At 65.2% G+C, this 12,478-nt stretch carries 11 protein-coding genes; 2 read left to right on the forward strand and 9 right to left on the reverse strand.

Going from position 1 to position 12,478, the window contains the following annotated elements:
- Positions 1 to 12 precede the first annotated feature (12 nt).
- From NLM27_RS17385 to NLM27_RS17405, 5 genes are read right to left on the reverse strand one after another with little or no spacing between them, the layout of a single operon-like run.
- Positions 13 to 1,620 (reverse strand): ABC transporter ATP-binding protein, encoded by a 1,608-nt coding sequence (locus tag NLM27_RS17385; protein ID WP_254144467.1) that lies wholly within the window; start codon positions 1,618 to 1,620, stop codon positions 13 to 15.
- Positions 1,617 to 2,429, reverse strand: coding sequence for an ABC transporter permease (locus tag NLM27_RS17390; RefSeq protein ID WP_254144468.1), 813 nt, complete (start codon positions 2,427 to 2,429; stop codon positions 1,617 to 1,619). Before NLM27_RS17390 ends, NLM27_RS17385 begins: the two co-directional genes overlap by 4 nt.
- The gene (locus NLM27_RS17395; protein WP_254144469.1) at positions 2,426 to 3,370 is read right to left on the reverse strand and encodes an ABC transporter permease; all 945 of its coding nucleotides are present in this window, start codon (positions 3,368 to 3,370) and stop codon (positions 2,426 to 2,428) included. The genes NLM27_RS17390 and NLM27_RS17395 overlap by 4 nt, the downstream gene beginning before the upstream one ends.
- 9 nt (positions 3,371 to 3,379) lie before the next feature.
- The gene (locus tag NLM27_RS17400) at positions 3,380 to 4,945 is read right to left on the reverse strand and encodes an ABC transporter substrate-binding protein (protein ID WP_254144470.1); all 1,566 of its coding nucleotides are present in this window, start codon (positions 4,943 to 4,945) and stop codon (positions 3,380 to 3,382) included.
- Entirely contained in the window at positions 4,945 to 6,105 is a 1,161-nt protein-coding gene (locus tag NLM27_RS17405; RefSeq protein WP_254144471.1) for a C45 family peptidase, read from the reverse strand. The genes NLM27_RS17400 and NLM27_RS17405 overlap by 1 nt, the downstream gene beginning before the upstream one ends.
- A 54-nt stretch (positions 6,106 to 6,159) precedes the next feature.
- On the opposite strand from NLM27_RS17405, the gene NLM27_RS17410 reads away from it, so the two are divergent.
- Positions 6,160 to 7,107 carry a GntR family transcriptional regulator gene (locus NLM27_RS17410; protein WP_254144472.1) on the forward strand — a complete coding sequence of 316 codons (948 nt, stop codon included), beginning with the start codon at positions 6,160 to 6,162 and terminating at the stop codon, positions 7,105 to 7,107.
- Positions 7,108 to 7,125: 18 nt separating this feature from the next.
- A complete protein-coding gene (locus tag NLM27_RS17415) occupies positions 7,126 to 8,475 on the forward strand; it encodes an aspartate aminotransferase family protein (RefSeq protein WP_254144473.1) in 1,350 nt (449 codons plus the stop codon).
- Positions 8,476 to 8,745: 270 nt separating this feature from the next.
- Here NLM27_RS17415 and NLM27_RS17420 read toward each other — a convergent pair whose 3' ends face one another.
- From NLM27_RS17420 to NLM27_RS17435, 4 genes are read right to left on the reverse strand one after another with little or no spacing between them, the layout of a single operon-like run.
- Entirely contained in the window at positions 8,746 to 9,489 is a 744-nt protein-coding gene (locus NLM27_RS17420; protein WP_254144474.1) for an SDR family NAD(P)-dependent oxidoreductase, read from the reverse strand.
- A 14-nt stretch (positions 9,490 to 9,503) separates the two neighbouring features.
- Complete coding sequence (locus NLM27_RS17425; protein WP_254144475.1) at positions 9,504 to 10,298, reverse strand: SDR family NAD(P)-dependent oxidoreductase; 795 nt, start codon at positions 10,296 to 10,298, stop codon at positions 9,504 to 9,506.
- Between the two features lie 32 nt (positions 10,299 to 10,330).
- Positions 10,331 to 10,669 carry an NIPSNAP family protein gene (locus NLM27_RS17430; RefSeq protein WP_254144476.1) on the reverse strand — a complete coding sequence of 113 codons (339 nt, stop codon included), beginning with the start codon at positions 10,667 to 10,669 and terminating at the stop codon, positions 10,331 to 10,333.
- Between the two features lie 10 nt (positions 10,670 to 10,679).
- Positions 10,680 to 12,383: an FAD-dependent oxidoreductase gene (locus NLM27_RS17435; RefSeq protein ID WP_254148850.1), complete on the reverse strand. Its 1,704-nt coding sequence runs from the start codon at positions 12,381 to 12,383 to the stop codon at positions 10,680 to 10,682.
- Between the last annotated feature and the right edge of the window lie 95 nt (positions 12,384 to 12,478).

Consider the following 12,478-nt stretch of genomic DNA (forward strand, 5'->3'; position numbering starts at 1 on the left):
CCAATATCCTGTCTAGCCCGAGGCGCGCGCCTCCGCCGCCCCCGCAAAATCCAGCACGGGCGCGGCCGCGAGCAGCGCCTTGGTGTAATCGTGCCGGGGGTGATCGAAGACATCGTCGCGCGAGCCCTGCTCGACGATCTTGCCGCCCTGCATCACCACGACGCGGTCGGCGACCTGCTCGACCGCCGCGAGGTCGTGGCTGATGAACAGGCAGGCAAAGCCGTATTGCGCCTGCAGCCGCTCGAACAATTTCAGCACCTGCGCCTGAATGGTCATGTCGAGCGCCGAGACCGGCTCGTCGGCGACGACGAAGGCCGGCTCGCGCACGATGGCGCGGGCGATCGCGATGCGCTGGCGCTGCCCCCCGGACAATTCATGCGGCCAACGTTTGCCGAGGCCGACGAGCCCGACCTCGTCCAGCATCGCCTCGACGCGCCTGTCGCGCTCGGCTGTCCTCAGCTCCGGGACATGACGCAGCGGCTCGGCGACGATCTCACCGACGCGCATGCGCGGGTCGAGCGAGGAATAGGGATCCTGGAACACGAGCTGCGAGGCGAGACGAAAGTCGCGATCGATGGTTGACGTCACGTCCCTGCCCCGGAACCTGATCTCACCGCCCGATGTCGGGATCAGCCGCAGCATGGCTCGGCCGAGCGTGGTCTTGCCGGAGCCGCTGCCGCCGACCACCGCAACCGTCTCACCCGCGGCGATGTCGAGATCGACGCCGTTGACGGCGGAGACGCCGGTGTCACGGCGGAACAATCGCTGCCGCCCGGCGAAGCCGACCTTGAGATCACGCACGCTGACGAGAGGCTCGCCGCCCTGGCGCGCCTTGGACGCGGCGCCCCGGCGCGGCAGGGCTTCGACCAGACGTTTGGTGTAGGCCTCGCGCGGCGAGAACAGGATCTGCCGCGTCGTGCCTGTCTCGATCATCTTGCCCTGGCGCAGCACCAGCGCGCGCTGCGCATAGCGCGAGACGAGGCCGAGATTGTGGGTGATCAGCATCACCGAGGTGCCATGGTCGCGCGCGAGCCCGACCATGAGGTCGAGCACCTCGCGCTGGGTCAGCGTATCCAGCGCCGTGGTTGGCTCGTCCGCGATCAGCAGCTTTGGCTTCAGCAGCATCACCGAGGCCAGCATGATGCGCTGACGCATCCCGCCGGAGAATTCGTGCGGATAGGCGTCGAAGGTACGTTCGGGGTCGCGGATCTGAACGCGCGCGAGCATGTCGAGGCAGCGCTGCCTGATCGCGCGCTTGCCCAGCCGCTCATGCAGGCCGAGCCCTTCCGCCATCTGCGCACCGACACTGATGGCGGGATTGAGCGAGACCATCGGCTCCTGGAACACCATGCCGACGGTCGGCCCGCGCAAGGTCCGCATCTGGCGCGCGGAGACATTGGCGAGATCGACACCGTCGAGCACGATGCGGCCGCCGGCCTTGCGCAGGCCCGGTGGCAGCAGGCCGAGCACCGCACGAGCGGCCGCGGTCTTGCCGCTGCCGGATTCGCCGACGACAGCGAGGAACTCACCACGCTCGACCGCGAAGGAGACGTCGTCGACGATCACCGCCTTGCTGGCGGCGACCTCGATGCGCAGGTTTTCGACCGCCAGCAGGCTCATCCGTGCGCCATCCTGGGGTCGAGGCGATCGCGCAAGGAGTCGCCGAGGAGATTGATGCCGAGCAGCGTCAGCGCGATGCAGAGGCCCGGCGCGATCGAGAGCCAAGCCGCCGTCTCCATGAACGGACGGCTTGCCGCCAGCATATTGCCCCAGGTCGGCGCCGGCGGCGGCACGCCGAGGCCGAGGAAGCTCAGGGCGCTCTCGGCCAGCAGCACCCAGCCGAACATGCTGGTCGCGAGCACCGCAACCGGCGCGATCGCGTTCGGCATGACGTGGCGGAGCATCGAATAGACCTCGGAATTACCGATGACGCGCGAGGCCTCGACATATTCCTTCTCGCGGATCGACAGCACGGTACCGCGCACCACACGGACGACCGAGGGGATGTAGGCGAGCCCAAGTGCCAGGATCAGTCCGACCTTGTTCGCGCCGACGACGATCATCACGGCCAGCGCTAGCAGAATCCCGGGAAACGCAAGCAAGGCGTCGTTGACAGCCATGATGATGCGGTCGGCCCAGCCGCGGATGTAACCAGCCGCGCAGCCGATCACCATGCCGGCAGTGACGGCGACCAGCACCGTGACCAAAGCGATGATCACGCTTGCGCCGGCCCCGACCATGATGCGGCTCAGTACGTCGCGTCCGAATTCGTCAGTGCCGAGCCAGTGCAGCGACGACGGCGCCTGCAACCGCGCGCGCAAATTGATGCGCAGCGGATCGAACGGGGTCCAGAACGCCGCGGTGACGGCCGCACCGAGGAGGAACGCCATGAGGGACCCGCCGATCGCGGTGTTGGCGCGCATCCTCATGCCACCGTCACCCTGGGATCGAACAGCGGATAGCAGAGGTCGACGATGAGGTTGACGACGACGTAGATCACGGCGGTGAACAAGAGGCAGCCCTGTACCACCGGATAGTCGCGCGCGAAAATGGAATCGACCAGCAACCGTCCGAGGCCCGGCAGCGTGAAGACGGTCTCGATCACGGCGATGCCACCGAGGAGATGACCGAGCACGAGGCCGATCAGCGTCCAGGTCGGCGCGAACGCGTTGGGCAGAACATGCCGGGCAAGCACCCGCCATTCCGGAACGCCCTTGGCGCGCGCATGCGTGACATATTCGAGCCTGAGCACCTCGATCGAAGCCGCGCGCGCCATGCGCGTGAGCACGCCGATCTCGACCATGGTCAAGGTCGCAATCGGCAGCACGATGAAGGTCGCTGCCTGCCAGTAGTTCTCCGCGAACGGCACGTAGCCGATCACCGGTAGCCATTTCAGCTTGAGGCCGAACAGGAGCAGCAGCAGCAGGCCAAGCCAGAAGCTCGGGATCGACAGCAGCAATGTGGCCCCGCCGACGATCGAGAGATCGAGCAGGCTGTTCTGCTTCCAGGCCGCAACGAGGCCGGCCGGGACCGCGATGCAGGCAGCCGCAGCGACCGCCACCAGCACGATGACGGCGCTGACCTGGAAGCGCTCGAGGATCAGCGGCAGGACCGCGAGATCATTGGTGATGGAGCGACCAAAATCGCCGGCGGCAAGCTTTGCGATCCAGTGCATGAACTGGACCGGGATCGGCTGGTCGAGGCCAAGCTGCGCGCGGAGCTGCGCCGCCTGCGCGGGATCGGCGGCATCGCCGAGCATCACCTGCACCGGGTCGCCCGGAATGAGCCGCACCAGCGCAAACACGGCAATCGCGACCAGCAGCAGCGTCGGGATCGTCATCGCCAACCGTCTTGCGAGGTAACTCAACATGGCGCCGCCCTACTCGACCGTGACGCCCCAGAACCGCGGCTCCGGATAGAGCCAACCGGCATAGCCCTTGATGCTCTTGCGCAGCGCCGTCAGCTCGGCGCCGTTGAACAGCACGATCATCGGCACGTCGGCGATGAAGCGCTTGTGCATCTCGTCGAACAGCGCCTGCCGCTTCGCGGTATCGTCTGTTATCATCGACTGGCGCAGCATCTCCTGCGCCTCCGGATTGTCCCAGACCTTGCGCGGCTGCGTCGCCTTCGGCCCGGTCAGCATCTCGAAGCTCAAGGAAGGATCGAGCCGCGCCGAATAGACGAAGGCCATGGACTGGTAATCGCCACGGTTGTAGCGGTCGAGCTGCGCCGCCCAATCCATCACCTCGAGCTCGATATTGATACCGACAGCCTGTGCCATTGCCTGCACCAGAACGGAAGAGTCGAACACGAAGCTGTAGCGCTTGTTGGTGATCATCTTGATCGGCTGGCCGCGATAGCCGGCCTCCAGCAGCAGCTTCCTTGCCTCCGCGATGTTCTGTGCGTAACCATGCGACTGCACCTCTCCGTAGAAAGGGCTGCCAATCGGCAGTGCGGAATTGTTGGGGCGCGCGGTGCCCTGCATCACCGCATCGACGATCTGGGCGGTGTCGATGGACAGCGCGATGGCGCGGCGGATCCGCACGTCCTTCAACAGGGGATCTCTGGTCTGGAACAGGATGCCGGTCAGGCCGAGAGCGGGCGTGATGCTGAGCTGCACTTCGGGGCGCGACTTCAGCTCTTCGAGGTCGGGGATCGACAGGCTCATGATGACATCGAGCGAGCCGCTGAGCAGCCCGGCTTTCGCGGCCGAGCTGTCCGGGATCACGTTGAAGCGCACACGATCGACCTTGACGTCCTTGGCGCCGGTGTACCCGGTGCGCGGCTCGCTGCGCGAGACGTAGCCGTCGAAACGGACCAGATCCATATACTGTCCCCGCTTCCACTCGCCGAGCTTGAACGGACCGGTGCCGATGGGCGCGATCCACTTGCCGTCAGGGCCGACGGAATCGCGATGGATGATCGCGGTCTGGCCGCAATCGGGCCGCGCCAGGGTCGGCAGGAACAAGGCCGTCGGCTGGTCGAGCGTAATGGCGACGGTCTGCGGATCAGGCGCCTCGATCTTCTCGATCCGCGCGATGCCGGTGGCGCTGAACTCGGACAGGCAACGCCATTGCGTCGTAGGGTCCAGCCAGCGCTTCAGCGACCAGACCACGTCATCCGAGGTCATGGTTGCGCCGTTGTGGAACTTGACGCCCTGGCGCAGGCGGAACGTATAGGTCTTGCCCTCGTTCGAAACGGTCCAGCTGTCAGCCAGCATCGGGCCGATCGAGGTGTCGTCGCGGAAGGCGACCAACCCCTCGACGACATGCGCCACCACGGCATCCGTGTTGGCGTCGCGGTTGGTGCCGGGATCGGTCGAGCGGATATCGGCGTTGAGCCGCGTCCTCAATAATGTTTCGGCGCCGGCCGTCCCCAGCATCGCCCACAGGGCCAGCGCGGCCAGACCGACCGCCCATGACGGCGATGGGCAACGCCGCCGCATCACGCCGACCCTGCCGCGGCAGAACGCTCGAACGCCGCGCGCCCGATCTCGTCGATCTCGAGCCGGTAGGTGGTGAACTCGCGATTGAGCGCCGGCAGCGGCGCCACCTGCATCAGCCCGCCTGCCGGCTCCATCAGGATCATCGCCACGGTGGCGCTGAGATTGTTGCTGAGGTTACGGCGTGGCGGACGGCAGACCGACCAGGGATAGGCGAATTCGTCGAACAGTGCATTCTTGACGGTGTCGAAGGTGATGCTGCCGATATGCGGCTGGAGCAGATCGCGGACGCGAATGTCGCGGTAGAGACTATCAGGCGTGTTGAAGATGCCGGTGTCCTTCAGCTTGCTGAGCGCAACGGGGCTGAGGAAGTTATTGGCGTGGACCAGAAGGCCGTTCTGCGGATGCACCTGGAAGGTCTCATCCGGAGCACACTCGAAGTCGATCGCCACGCCCTCGCGATGGCTGACGATCATGTTGTTGGCCGCCGACTTTTTCGTGCAATAGACCGCGCGCATGGCGAGCGCCAGATGCTCGTTCTCCAGGACCTTGCGGCGGATCAGCGCCAGCGGCACGCCGACCTGACGATAGTCCCGATCGCTCTCGAGATAGTTCGCGGTGATTGCGATGCCGACGGCATTGAAGCCGCAGCGGCCGAGCGCGCCGGCCTCAGTGAAAGTCATCAGATCCGGGCCGTCGTCGCGCCGGACCTTCAGCACCACTGCCGTCTCCGCGCATTCGCGCTTCCAGTCCCAGTTCTGGGCGTGGATCAGGCGGCCATCGGCGGTCGCCTGCGGCAGCACGACGACGCCGGTGCAACCGTCCGGATCTTCCGGCGTCTTCAGGCGCGCGCGGATCGCAGGGTTCGCGAGCTTGATGATCTCGGTGCGGGCATTGAGCAGGACGACATCCTCGAACGGAATGTCGGCACCTTCGGCAATGCCGCGCATCTCCTCGATATAGCTGGGGTCGAACCCCTCGATGACGGGCAGATAGTCACGCACCAGCTCGGCGACGCCCTTCGCGTCGAGCGAGAGCTCCTTCAACTGCGCGAAGTAATGCGTGGTCCCCTTCTTGATGCGGCTCGCCGCCTTCTGTCCGTACTGACGTCCACGCTCGTGCGGAGGACCGGAGATTTCGATGAGGGGAAAGGGTTCGACCATGGGACGCCAAGTTCCATTTGCTATCTCATGAAGCCTAATGTATTTTGTGATGACATGAAACAAAAATCTTTGGCCTTGAAATCTGCCTCGGGAAAAACGCCCCCAAGCCGACTCCAGCGCGAGTTGTCCGCCGGGATCATCAACCTGATCCGGAGTGAAGGACTTGCGCCCGGAACAAGGCTTGCCGAGGTCGCGTTGGCCGAGCGCCTCCAGGTCTCGCGCACGCCGGTACGCGCCGCGCTGAAGCTGCTGGCGCGTAGCAAGCTCGTGCATGCAGGTGCCAGCCGCGGCTATTTCGTCGCCGAGACAACCACTGCCCAGCGCCAGGCGCCGCCCAAGCCGAGCCCGGACGATACTGACCGGCTGTTCCTCGCGATCGCGCGCGATCGCCGCGCCGGCCGGCTGCCCGATGAGGTGTCCGAGCGCGACTTGATGCAGCGCTACGATGCGACGCGGCCGATCGTGCAGCGTGTGCTCACCAGGCTTGCCGAGGTTGCCGCGGTCCAGCGCAAGCCGGGACATGGCTGGCGCTTTCAGCCGACACTTGCGGATACGCAGGCACGCGATGAAAGCTATCGTTACCGTCTGCTGATCGAGCCCGCAGGCCTGCTCGAGCCGGGCTTCCAGCTCGATGCGACGTGGGCCGCCGAGATACGCCAGCGTCATCAGGACATGCTGGCGATGCCGTGGCGCGACACAGCGAGCATCGCGCTCTACGAGATGAACGCGGCCTTCCACGAGGGCCTCGCGGCCGCATCAGGCAACCGCTACCTGCTGGTCGCGGTTCAGCAGCAGAACCGGCTGCGACGCTTCGGCAACTACGACTGGACCTTCGGCCATGAGCGCGTGATCGTGAACTGCCGCGAGCATCTCGCCATTCTCGACCAGCTCGAAGCCGGCCAGAACGAGGCCGCCGCCGCGCTACTGCGCAGGCACCTCGAAGGCGCGGCGAAGCTCAAGCGCAGCCCGGCCCATTCCACCGCCCCATCAAAGACCGCCTAACGACGGACAAGAGTTGTCATGACCATGAATGCGTTCGCCTCCTCCAACAGCCCCCTCACCCGCGAGGCCATGGAGCCGTTCTGGCTGCCGATGACGCCGAACCGACAGTTCAAGTCGAAGCCGCGCATCTTCGTCGGCGCCGAGGGCATGCATTACATCACCGACGACAACAGGCGCATTCTCGACGGCATGGCGGGACTGTGGTGCGTGAACGCGGGACATGCGCAAAGACGCATCGTCGAAGCGATCCAGGCACAAGCAGCGAAGCTCGACTTCGTCTCCTCGTTCCAGATGAGCCATCCCGCCGCCTTCGAGCTCGCCCGGCGCATCACCGAGATCGCGCCCGACGGCCTCGATCATGTCTTCTTCACCAATTCCGGCTCGGAATCGGTCGACACCGCGCTGAAGATCGCGCGCGGCTATCACCGCGCCCGCGGCGAGGCCAGCCGCATCCGCTTCATCTCGCGCGCCAAGGCTTATCACGGCATGGGCTGGGGCGGCCTGTCAGTGAGCGGAATCGTCCGCCACCGCCGGGATTTCGGCCCGCTGCTGCCGGAGGTCGATCATCTCCCGCATACGCATAATTCGGAGCACGCCGCGTTCTCGCGCGGCCAGCCGCAATGGGGCGCGCATCTCGCCGACGAGTTGTCAAAGCTGCTGCAGGTCCACGATCCCTCGACCGTTGCCGCGGTCATCGTCGAGCCCGTCACCGGCTCGGGCGGCGTGCTGCCGCCGCCGGTCGGCTATCTCGAGCGGCTGCGCCAGATCTGCGACCAGAACGGCATTCTCCTGATCTTCGACGAGGTGATCACTGGCTTCGGTCGGCTCGGTGCGGCGTTCGGCGCCAACGCTTTCGGCGTGACGCCTGATCTCATCACCTGCGCCAAGGGCATGACCAACGCCGCCGTGCCGATGGGCGGCGTCATCACCAGCGACAAGGTTTACGACGCGCTGATGCAGGGGCCGGACAACACGATCGAGCTGTTCCACGGCTATACTTATTCGGCGCATCCGCTCGCCTGCGCGGCCGGTCTTGCTGCGCTCGACGTCTATCAGGACCTCGGCCTGTTCGAGCGGGCGCGCCGCCTCGCGCCGGTGTGGGAGAACCATGCGCACGCCTTGCGCGACCTTCCGCATGTCGTCGACATCCGCAACATCGGGCTGCTCGCCGCAATCGACCTGAAGGCGCGCGAGGGCGCGCCGGGTGCGCGCGGCAGCGAATGCGCCAGCCGCTGCTATGAGGAGGACAGCATCCTGATCCGCAGCAGCGGTGACACGCTCCTGATCTCTCCGCCCCTGATCATCGAGGGAGAACAGATCGAGGAAATCTTCGCCGCCATCCACCGTGCGTTGATCACAGTCAGCTGACGCTCGGCCCCAAGCTTGATCGCCTGATGGCGATCAAGCAAGAACGTGCCGTCCGATTGCAACCGGCGATTCTGCACACCGCCGCGCCGATGATTTGACCAGCCCGAGTGCTGTGGGCGTTCTCTCTTACGATTTTGTTTGATCTCCCGATACACACGCGGCGCACACGCCACCCCTCTAACGATTTGTAAAGCTTGTACTCAGCATGGGCCAATTCGAGCCAATTTGGTTCAGCAAGCACCAGAGGGAGCAGTCGCGCAAATGAACGGACTAGATCGCCGTATAGCCCCCGTCGGCGTTGATGCATGCGCCGGTGATAATCGATGCCTTGTCGCTGGCGAGAAAGGCAACGACCTCGGCAATCTCCTCGGGTTGTGCAAGCCGACCGATCGGCTGGCGCACCAGCATCGCCTGCCGGGTCGCCTCGGGAAGCTTGGCAAGAAGCGGCGTATCGACATAGCCCGGCGAGACGCAATTGACCCGAATGCCGCGCTTTGCATAGGTCAGTGCGACGGAGCGGGTGAGATTGACGACGGCGGCCTTTGCGGCCGAATAGGCGTTGCTGTTCTCCTGGCCGACATGGGCAAGGATCGACGCCATGTTGACGATCGCCCCGCCGCCTGCCGCCAGCATGGCGCCGGCCGCAAACTTGTTGCAGAGGGCGACGCCGGTGAGATCAACATCGATCACGCGCCGCCAATCGGCAAGATCGAGCTCATGGATCGGCGACTTGCGCTCGGGAATGCCGGCATTGGCGACAAGAATGTCGAGCCTGCCAAAGCGGGATGTCGCAAATTGCATCAGCGCAGCAACATCGGCCTCGTCGGTCACGTCGACGCGCTGGAACGCAACGGAGAAACCGTCGCCGGTAAGCTCCGCCGCGAGGGCCGCACCGCTTTCGGCGAGATCGCCGATCACGATCTTCGCGCCCTCCGCAACGAACAGCCGTGCGATGGCCGCACCGATCCCGGATCCGCCGCCGGTGACTACCGCGATCTTTCCCTCCAGCAGCATCGCCGCGCTCCTTGTCACTTGTCCTCAAACCCTGGTCGCGGAACGATTCCCATCATCGTTCTGGTGAAGCCACCATCGACGACGATCTCCTCGCCCGTGATGTAGCCCGCGCGTTCACTCGCCAGAAACACCACCGCATCGGCGATATCTTCGGGCCGGCCGATCCTGCGCAACGGCACGAGCTTTTGCCGAGCGGCCTCGACACCTTGCGCCCGGTAGATAGCTTCGGTCATCGGGGTGCGGATCATGCCTGGACTGACGACGTTGCTGCGCACGCCGCGTGGTCCCCACTCGGTCGCGAGCTGACGGGAGAACATGACGACGCCTGCCTTGCTGACGCTATAGGCGCCACTATGTCCTTGCGGAAAAGAAGCCGCGATCGAGGCGACATGGACGATCGCGCCCGCCTTTCGCGCCAACATCGGCGCGCCGAACGCTCGCGCACAACGCAGATAGCCGGTCAGGTTGAGCGCAAGAATCTTGTCCCAGTCAGCCAAACTCACGGCGTCGAGACCGCCAGGCAGCATGGTGCCTGCATTATTGACCAGAATATCGGGCGAACCGATCTTTGTCCTGACATGCTCGGCGATGCGCGCGACATCGTCATCGCTGGTGACATCGGAGACGAAGAACTCTGCCTGTCCTCCCCCTTGGCGAATCTCCGCCGCGACGGAAGCTCCCGCCTCATCGCGATCGAGCACCACCACATTCGCTCCGACCGCGGCAAGACCACGCGCGATGCCTCGCCCGATGCCGGCACCGCCGCCGGTGACGATCGCAATTTTTGCGGTGAGATCGATCCATGTCATGCAATTCTCCGGGAGTTGAGGACGCCGGCGCGTCAGGTCGGCGAGCCAGCCAGCGACGGCAGCTCGATCCTGCGGATCAGCCGGTTCTCCTGCGCCGTGATGAGATGCTCTGACGCCTTCAGGTAAGTCGGCCAATCCGGGTCCTTGTCGCGCGCAGCGTGTCGGCGCTCGAACTCGCCCATATCGGGGAAGCCCCAGAGGTGCACGATCTGGTTCAACGGCCCGACCGCGCTCGTGAACATTCCGAGCGGCCGGCCGAGATGACGAAGCTGGACCGGCATTGCGAGCCGGTCGAACACATCGATGAACTCGGCCATCTTGCGCAAGCGGATGGTGTAGACACGCAAATCGACGATCGCGGGTTCGGTCATCGGATATCCTTCAGGCTTGCTGGCCCGCCAGATGGCGGCCGGTGATGTAACCGAATGTCATGATCGGCCCGAGGGTGATGCCAGCGCCCGGATAGTTGCCGCCCATGATCGAGGCACGATCGTTGCCGACCGCATAGAGCCCCGGTATGGCGGAGCCATCGCGAAGCAGCACCCGGCCGACGACGTCGGTGGCCAATCCATCGAATGTCCCAAGATCGCCCATGATGATCTTGAGCGCGTAATATGGCCCGGCGCCGATCGCGGCGACGTTCGGGTTCGGCTGGTGCTCGGCGTCGCCAAGATAGCGGTTGAAGGCGGTGCTACCGCGCTTGAAGGCACGGTCGATCCCCTGGACCGCGCTCTCGTTATAGGCGCGCACGGTCTCTTCCAGACTATCGGCATCGACGCCCGCTGCCTCCGCCAGTGCGCGCAGGGTCGCGGCACACTTCAGATAGCCATTGCGCACAAAGATCCGGACCGGCACCGGTGCCGGCTTGGCGTAGCCGAGGCCGTATTTCCGGATGGTCGCGTGATCGCAGATGAGCCAGGCCGCGGTCTCCTTGCCACCAGCGCCATCGGCAATCATGGCCGCGCCGACATCGTGATAGGACTCGGATTCGTTGGTGAAGCGGCGTCCCTGCCGATTCACGGCGATGACCCCAGGCTTGTAGCGATCGACGAGATGGGGAAAGACGCCGGTGCGCTCCCCCAGCGGAACGCGCGACACCGGCATCCAGGCCGAGGCATTGCTGAAGCGGATATCGCAGGTGCCTCCGACCTGCTCTGCCATGCGAATGCCGTCGCCGGTGTTGGCCGCAGGCGTCGGCGACAGGTGCTCGCCGCCCCTGGCAAGGTGAGGATAGGCACGGGCGATACGCGCGGTATCGTGCGGGAAACCGCCGCTCGCCAGCACCACCGCACGGCGCGCCGTGATCCGGTACTCCCCCCTTGCATCGCTCACGACCGCGCCGGTCACGGTGCCACCCTCGTCGATCAGCCGCTGGGCCGGCGTTGCCGTGAGCAAGGGAATCCGAAGGTCCAGTGCCGTCTTGGCGAGGCGCGCCGCGAGTGCATTGCCGCTGGTGATCTTGACGCCGCGACGATACAGCAGGAGATCCCAGAGATGGCTGGCGAGCCGCTTCGCGACATAGACCGCGGAGGTCAGCGAGCGCGTCACGCGGAAGAAATGCTTCAGCTCGTCGTTGGACGAGTTGAACATCATCCCGATGAAGGTGATCGTCTCGAGCGGCGGTCGTAACCGCCTGATGTCGTCCCCCAGCGCACGGGCGTCGTAAGGCGCCGCCGTCACCGAACGGCCGAGCTGTGCGCCGCCCTCGACATCAGGATGGTAATCGGGATAGCCGGAGAGGATGAATTTCGCCTCGGTCTCGCGCTCGAAGAAATCGAGCATGCGCGGGCCGGCGTCGAGGAAGGCATCGATCGCCGCATCGTCGAAATGGTTGCCGGTCTCGTGCTTGAGATAGGTCCGCGCCGCCTCACGGCTATCGGACACTCCGGCATCGCGAGCATGACGGTTGCCGGGGATCCAGAGCACGCCGCCGGAGAACGCGGTGGTTCCACCGAAATATTGATCCTTCTCGATGACGATCACATCGAGCCCAGCCTTGCGCGCGGTGATCGCGGTGGACAACCCGCCGGCGCCGGAGCCCACGACCAGCACGTCGCACGACAGATCACGCTCCTGTCCCGGCATTGGCAGTCCCTCCCGCGACATCCCGGAGCGCTGCTTGCTGCAGGCGTTGTGGATGCGCACGTTCTGGATAGACGCGCTCAACCGCGACGCCAATG

Source organism: Bradyrhizobium sp. CCGB12 (assembly GCF_024199845.1).
Lineage (GTDB): Bacteria > Pseudomonadota > Alphaproteobacteria > Rhizobiales > Xanthobacteraceae > Bradyrhizobium.

What these genes read in the sequence shown, in the direction of transcription:
- NLM27_RS17390 (WP_254144468.1), bottom strand. Translation starts at nt 2,429, where the DNA reads ATGAGGATGCGCGCCAACACCGCGATCGGCGGGTCCCTCATGGCGTTC.
- NLM27_RS17425 (WP_254144475.1), bottom strand. Translation starts at nt 10,298, where the DNA reads ATGACATGGATCGATCTCACCGCAAAAATTGCGATCGTCACCGGCGGC.
- NLM27_RS17435 (WP_254148850.1), bottom strand. Translation starts at nt 12,383, where the DNA reads ATGCCGGGACAGGAGCGTGATCTGTCGTGCGACGTGCTGGTCGTGGGC.
- NLM27_RS17405 (WP_254144471.1), bottom strand. Translation starts at nt 6,105, where the DNA reads ATGGTCGAACCCTTTCCCCTCATCGAAATCTCCGGTCCTCCGCACGAG.
- NLM27_RS17400 (WP_254144470.1), bottom strand. Translation starts at nt 4,945, where the DNA reads ATGCGGCGGCGTTGCCCATCGCCGTCATGGGCGGTCGGTCTGGCCGCG.
- NLM27_RS17415 (WP_254144473.1), top strand. Translation starts at nt 7,126, where the DNA reads ATGACCATGAATGCGTTCGCCTCCTCCAACAGCCCCCTCACCCGCGAG.
- NLM27_RS17430 (WP_254144476.1), bottom strand. Translation starts at nt 10,669, where the DNA reads ATGACCGAACCCGCGATCGTCGATTTGCGTGTCTACACCATCCGCTTG.
- NLM27_RS17385 (WP_254144467.1), bottom strand. Translation starts at nt 1,620, where the DNA reads ATGAGCCTGCTGGCGGTCGAAAACCTGCGCATCGAGGTCGCCGCCAGC.
- NLM27_RS17410 (WP_254144472.1), top strand. Translation starts at nt 6,160, where the DNA reads ATGAAACAAAAATCTTTGGCCTTGAAATCTGCCTCGGGAAAAACGCCC.
- NLM27_RS17420 (WP_254144474.1), bottom strand. Translation starts at nt 9,489, where the DNA reads ATGCTGCTGGAGGGAAAGATCGCGGTAGTCACCGGCGGCGGATCCGGG.
- NLM27_RS17395 (WP_254144469.1), bottom strand. Translation starts at nt 3,370, where the DNA reads ATGTTGAGTTACCTCGCAAGACGGTTGGCGATGACGATCCCGACGCTG.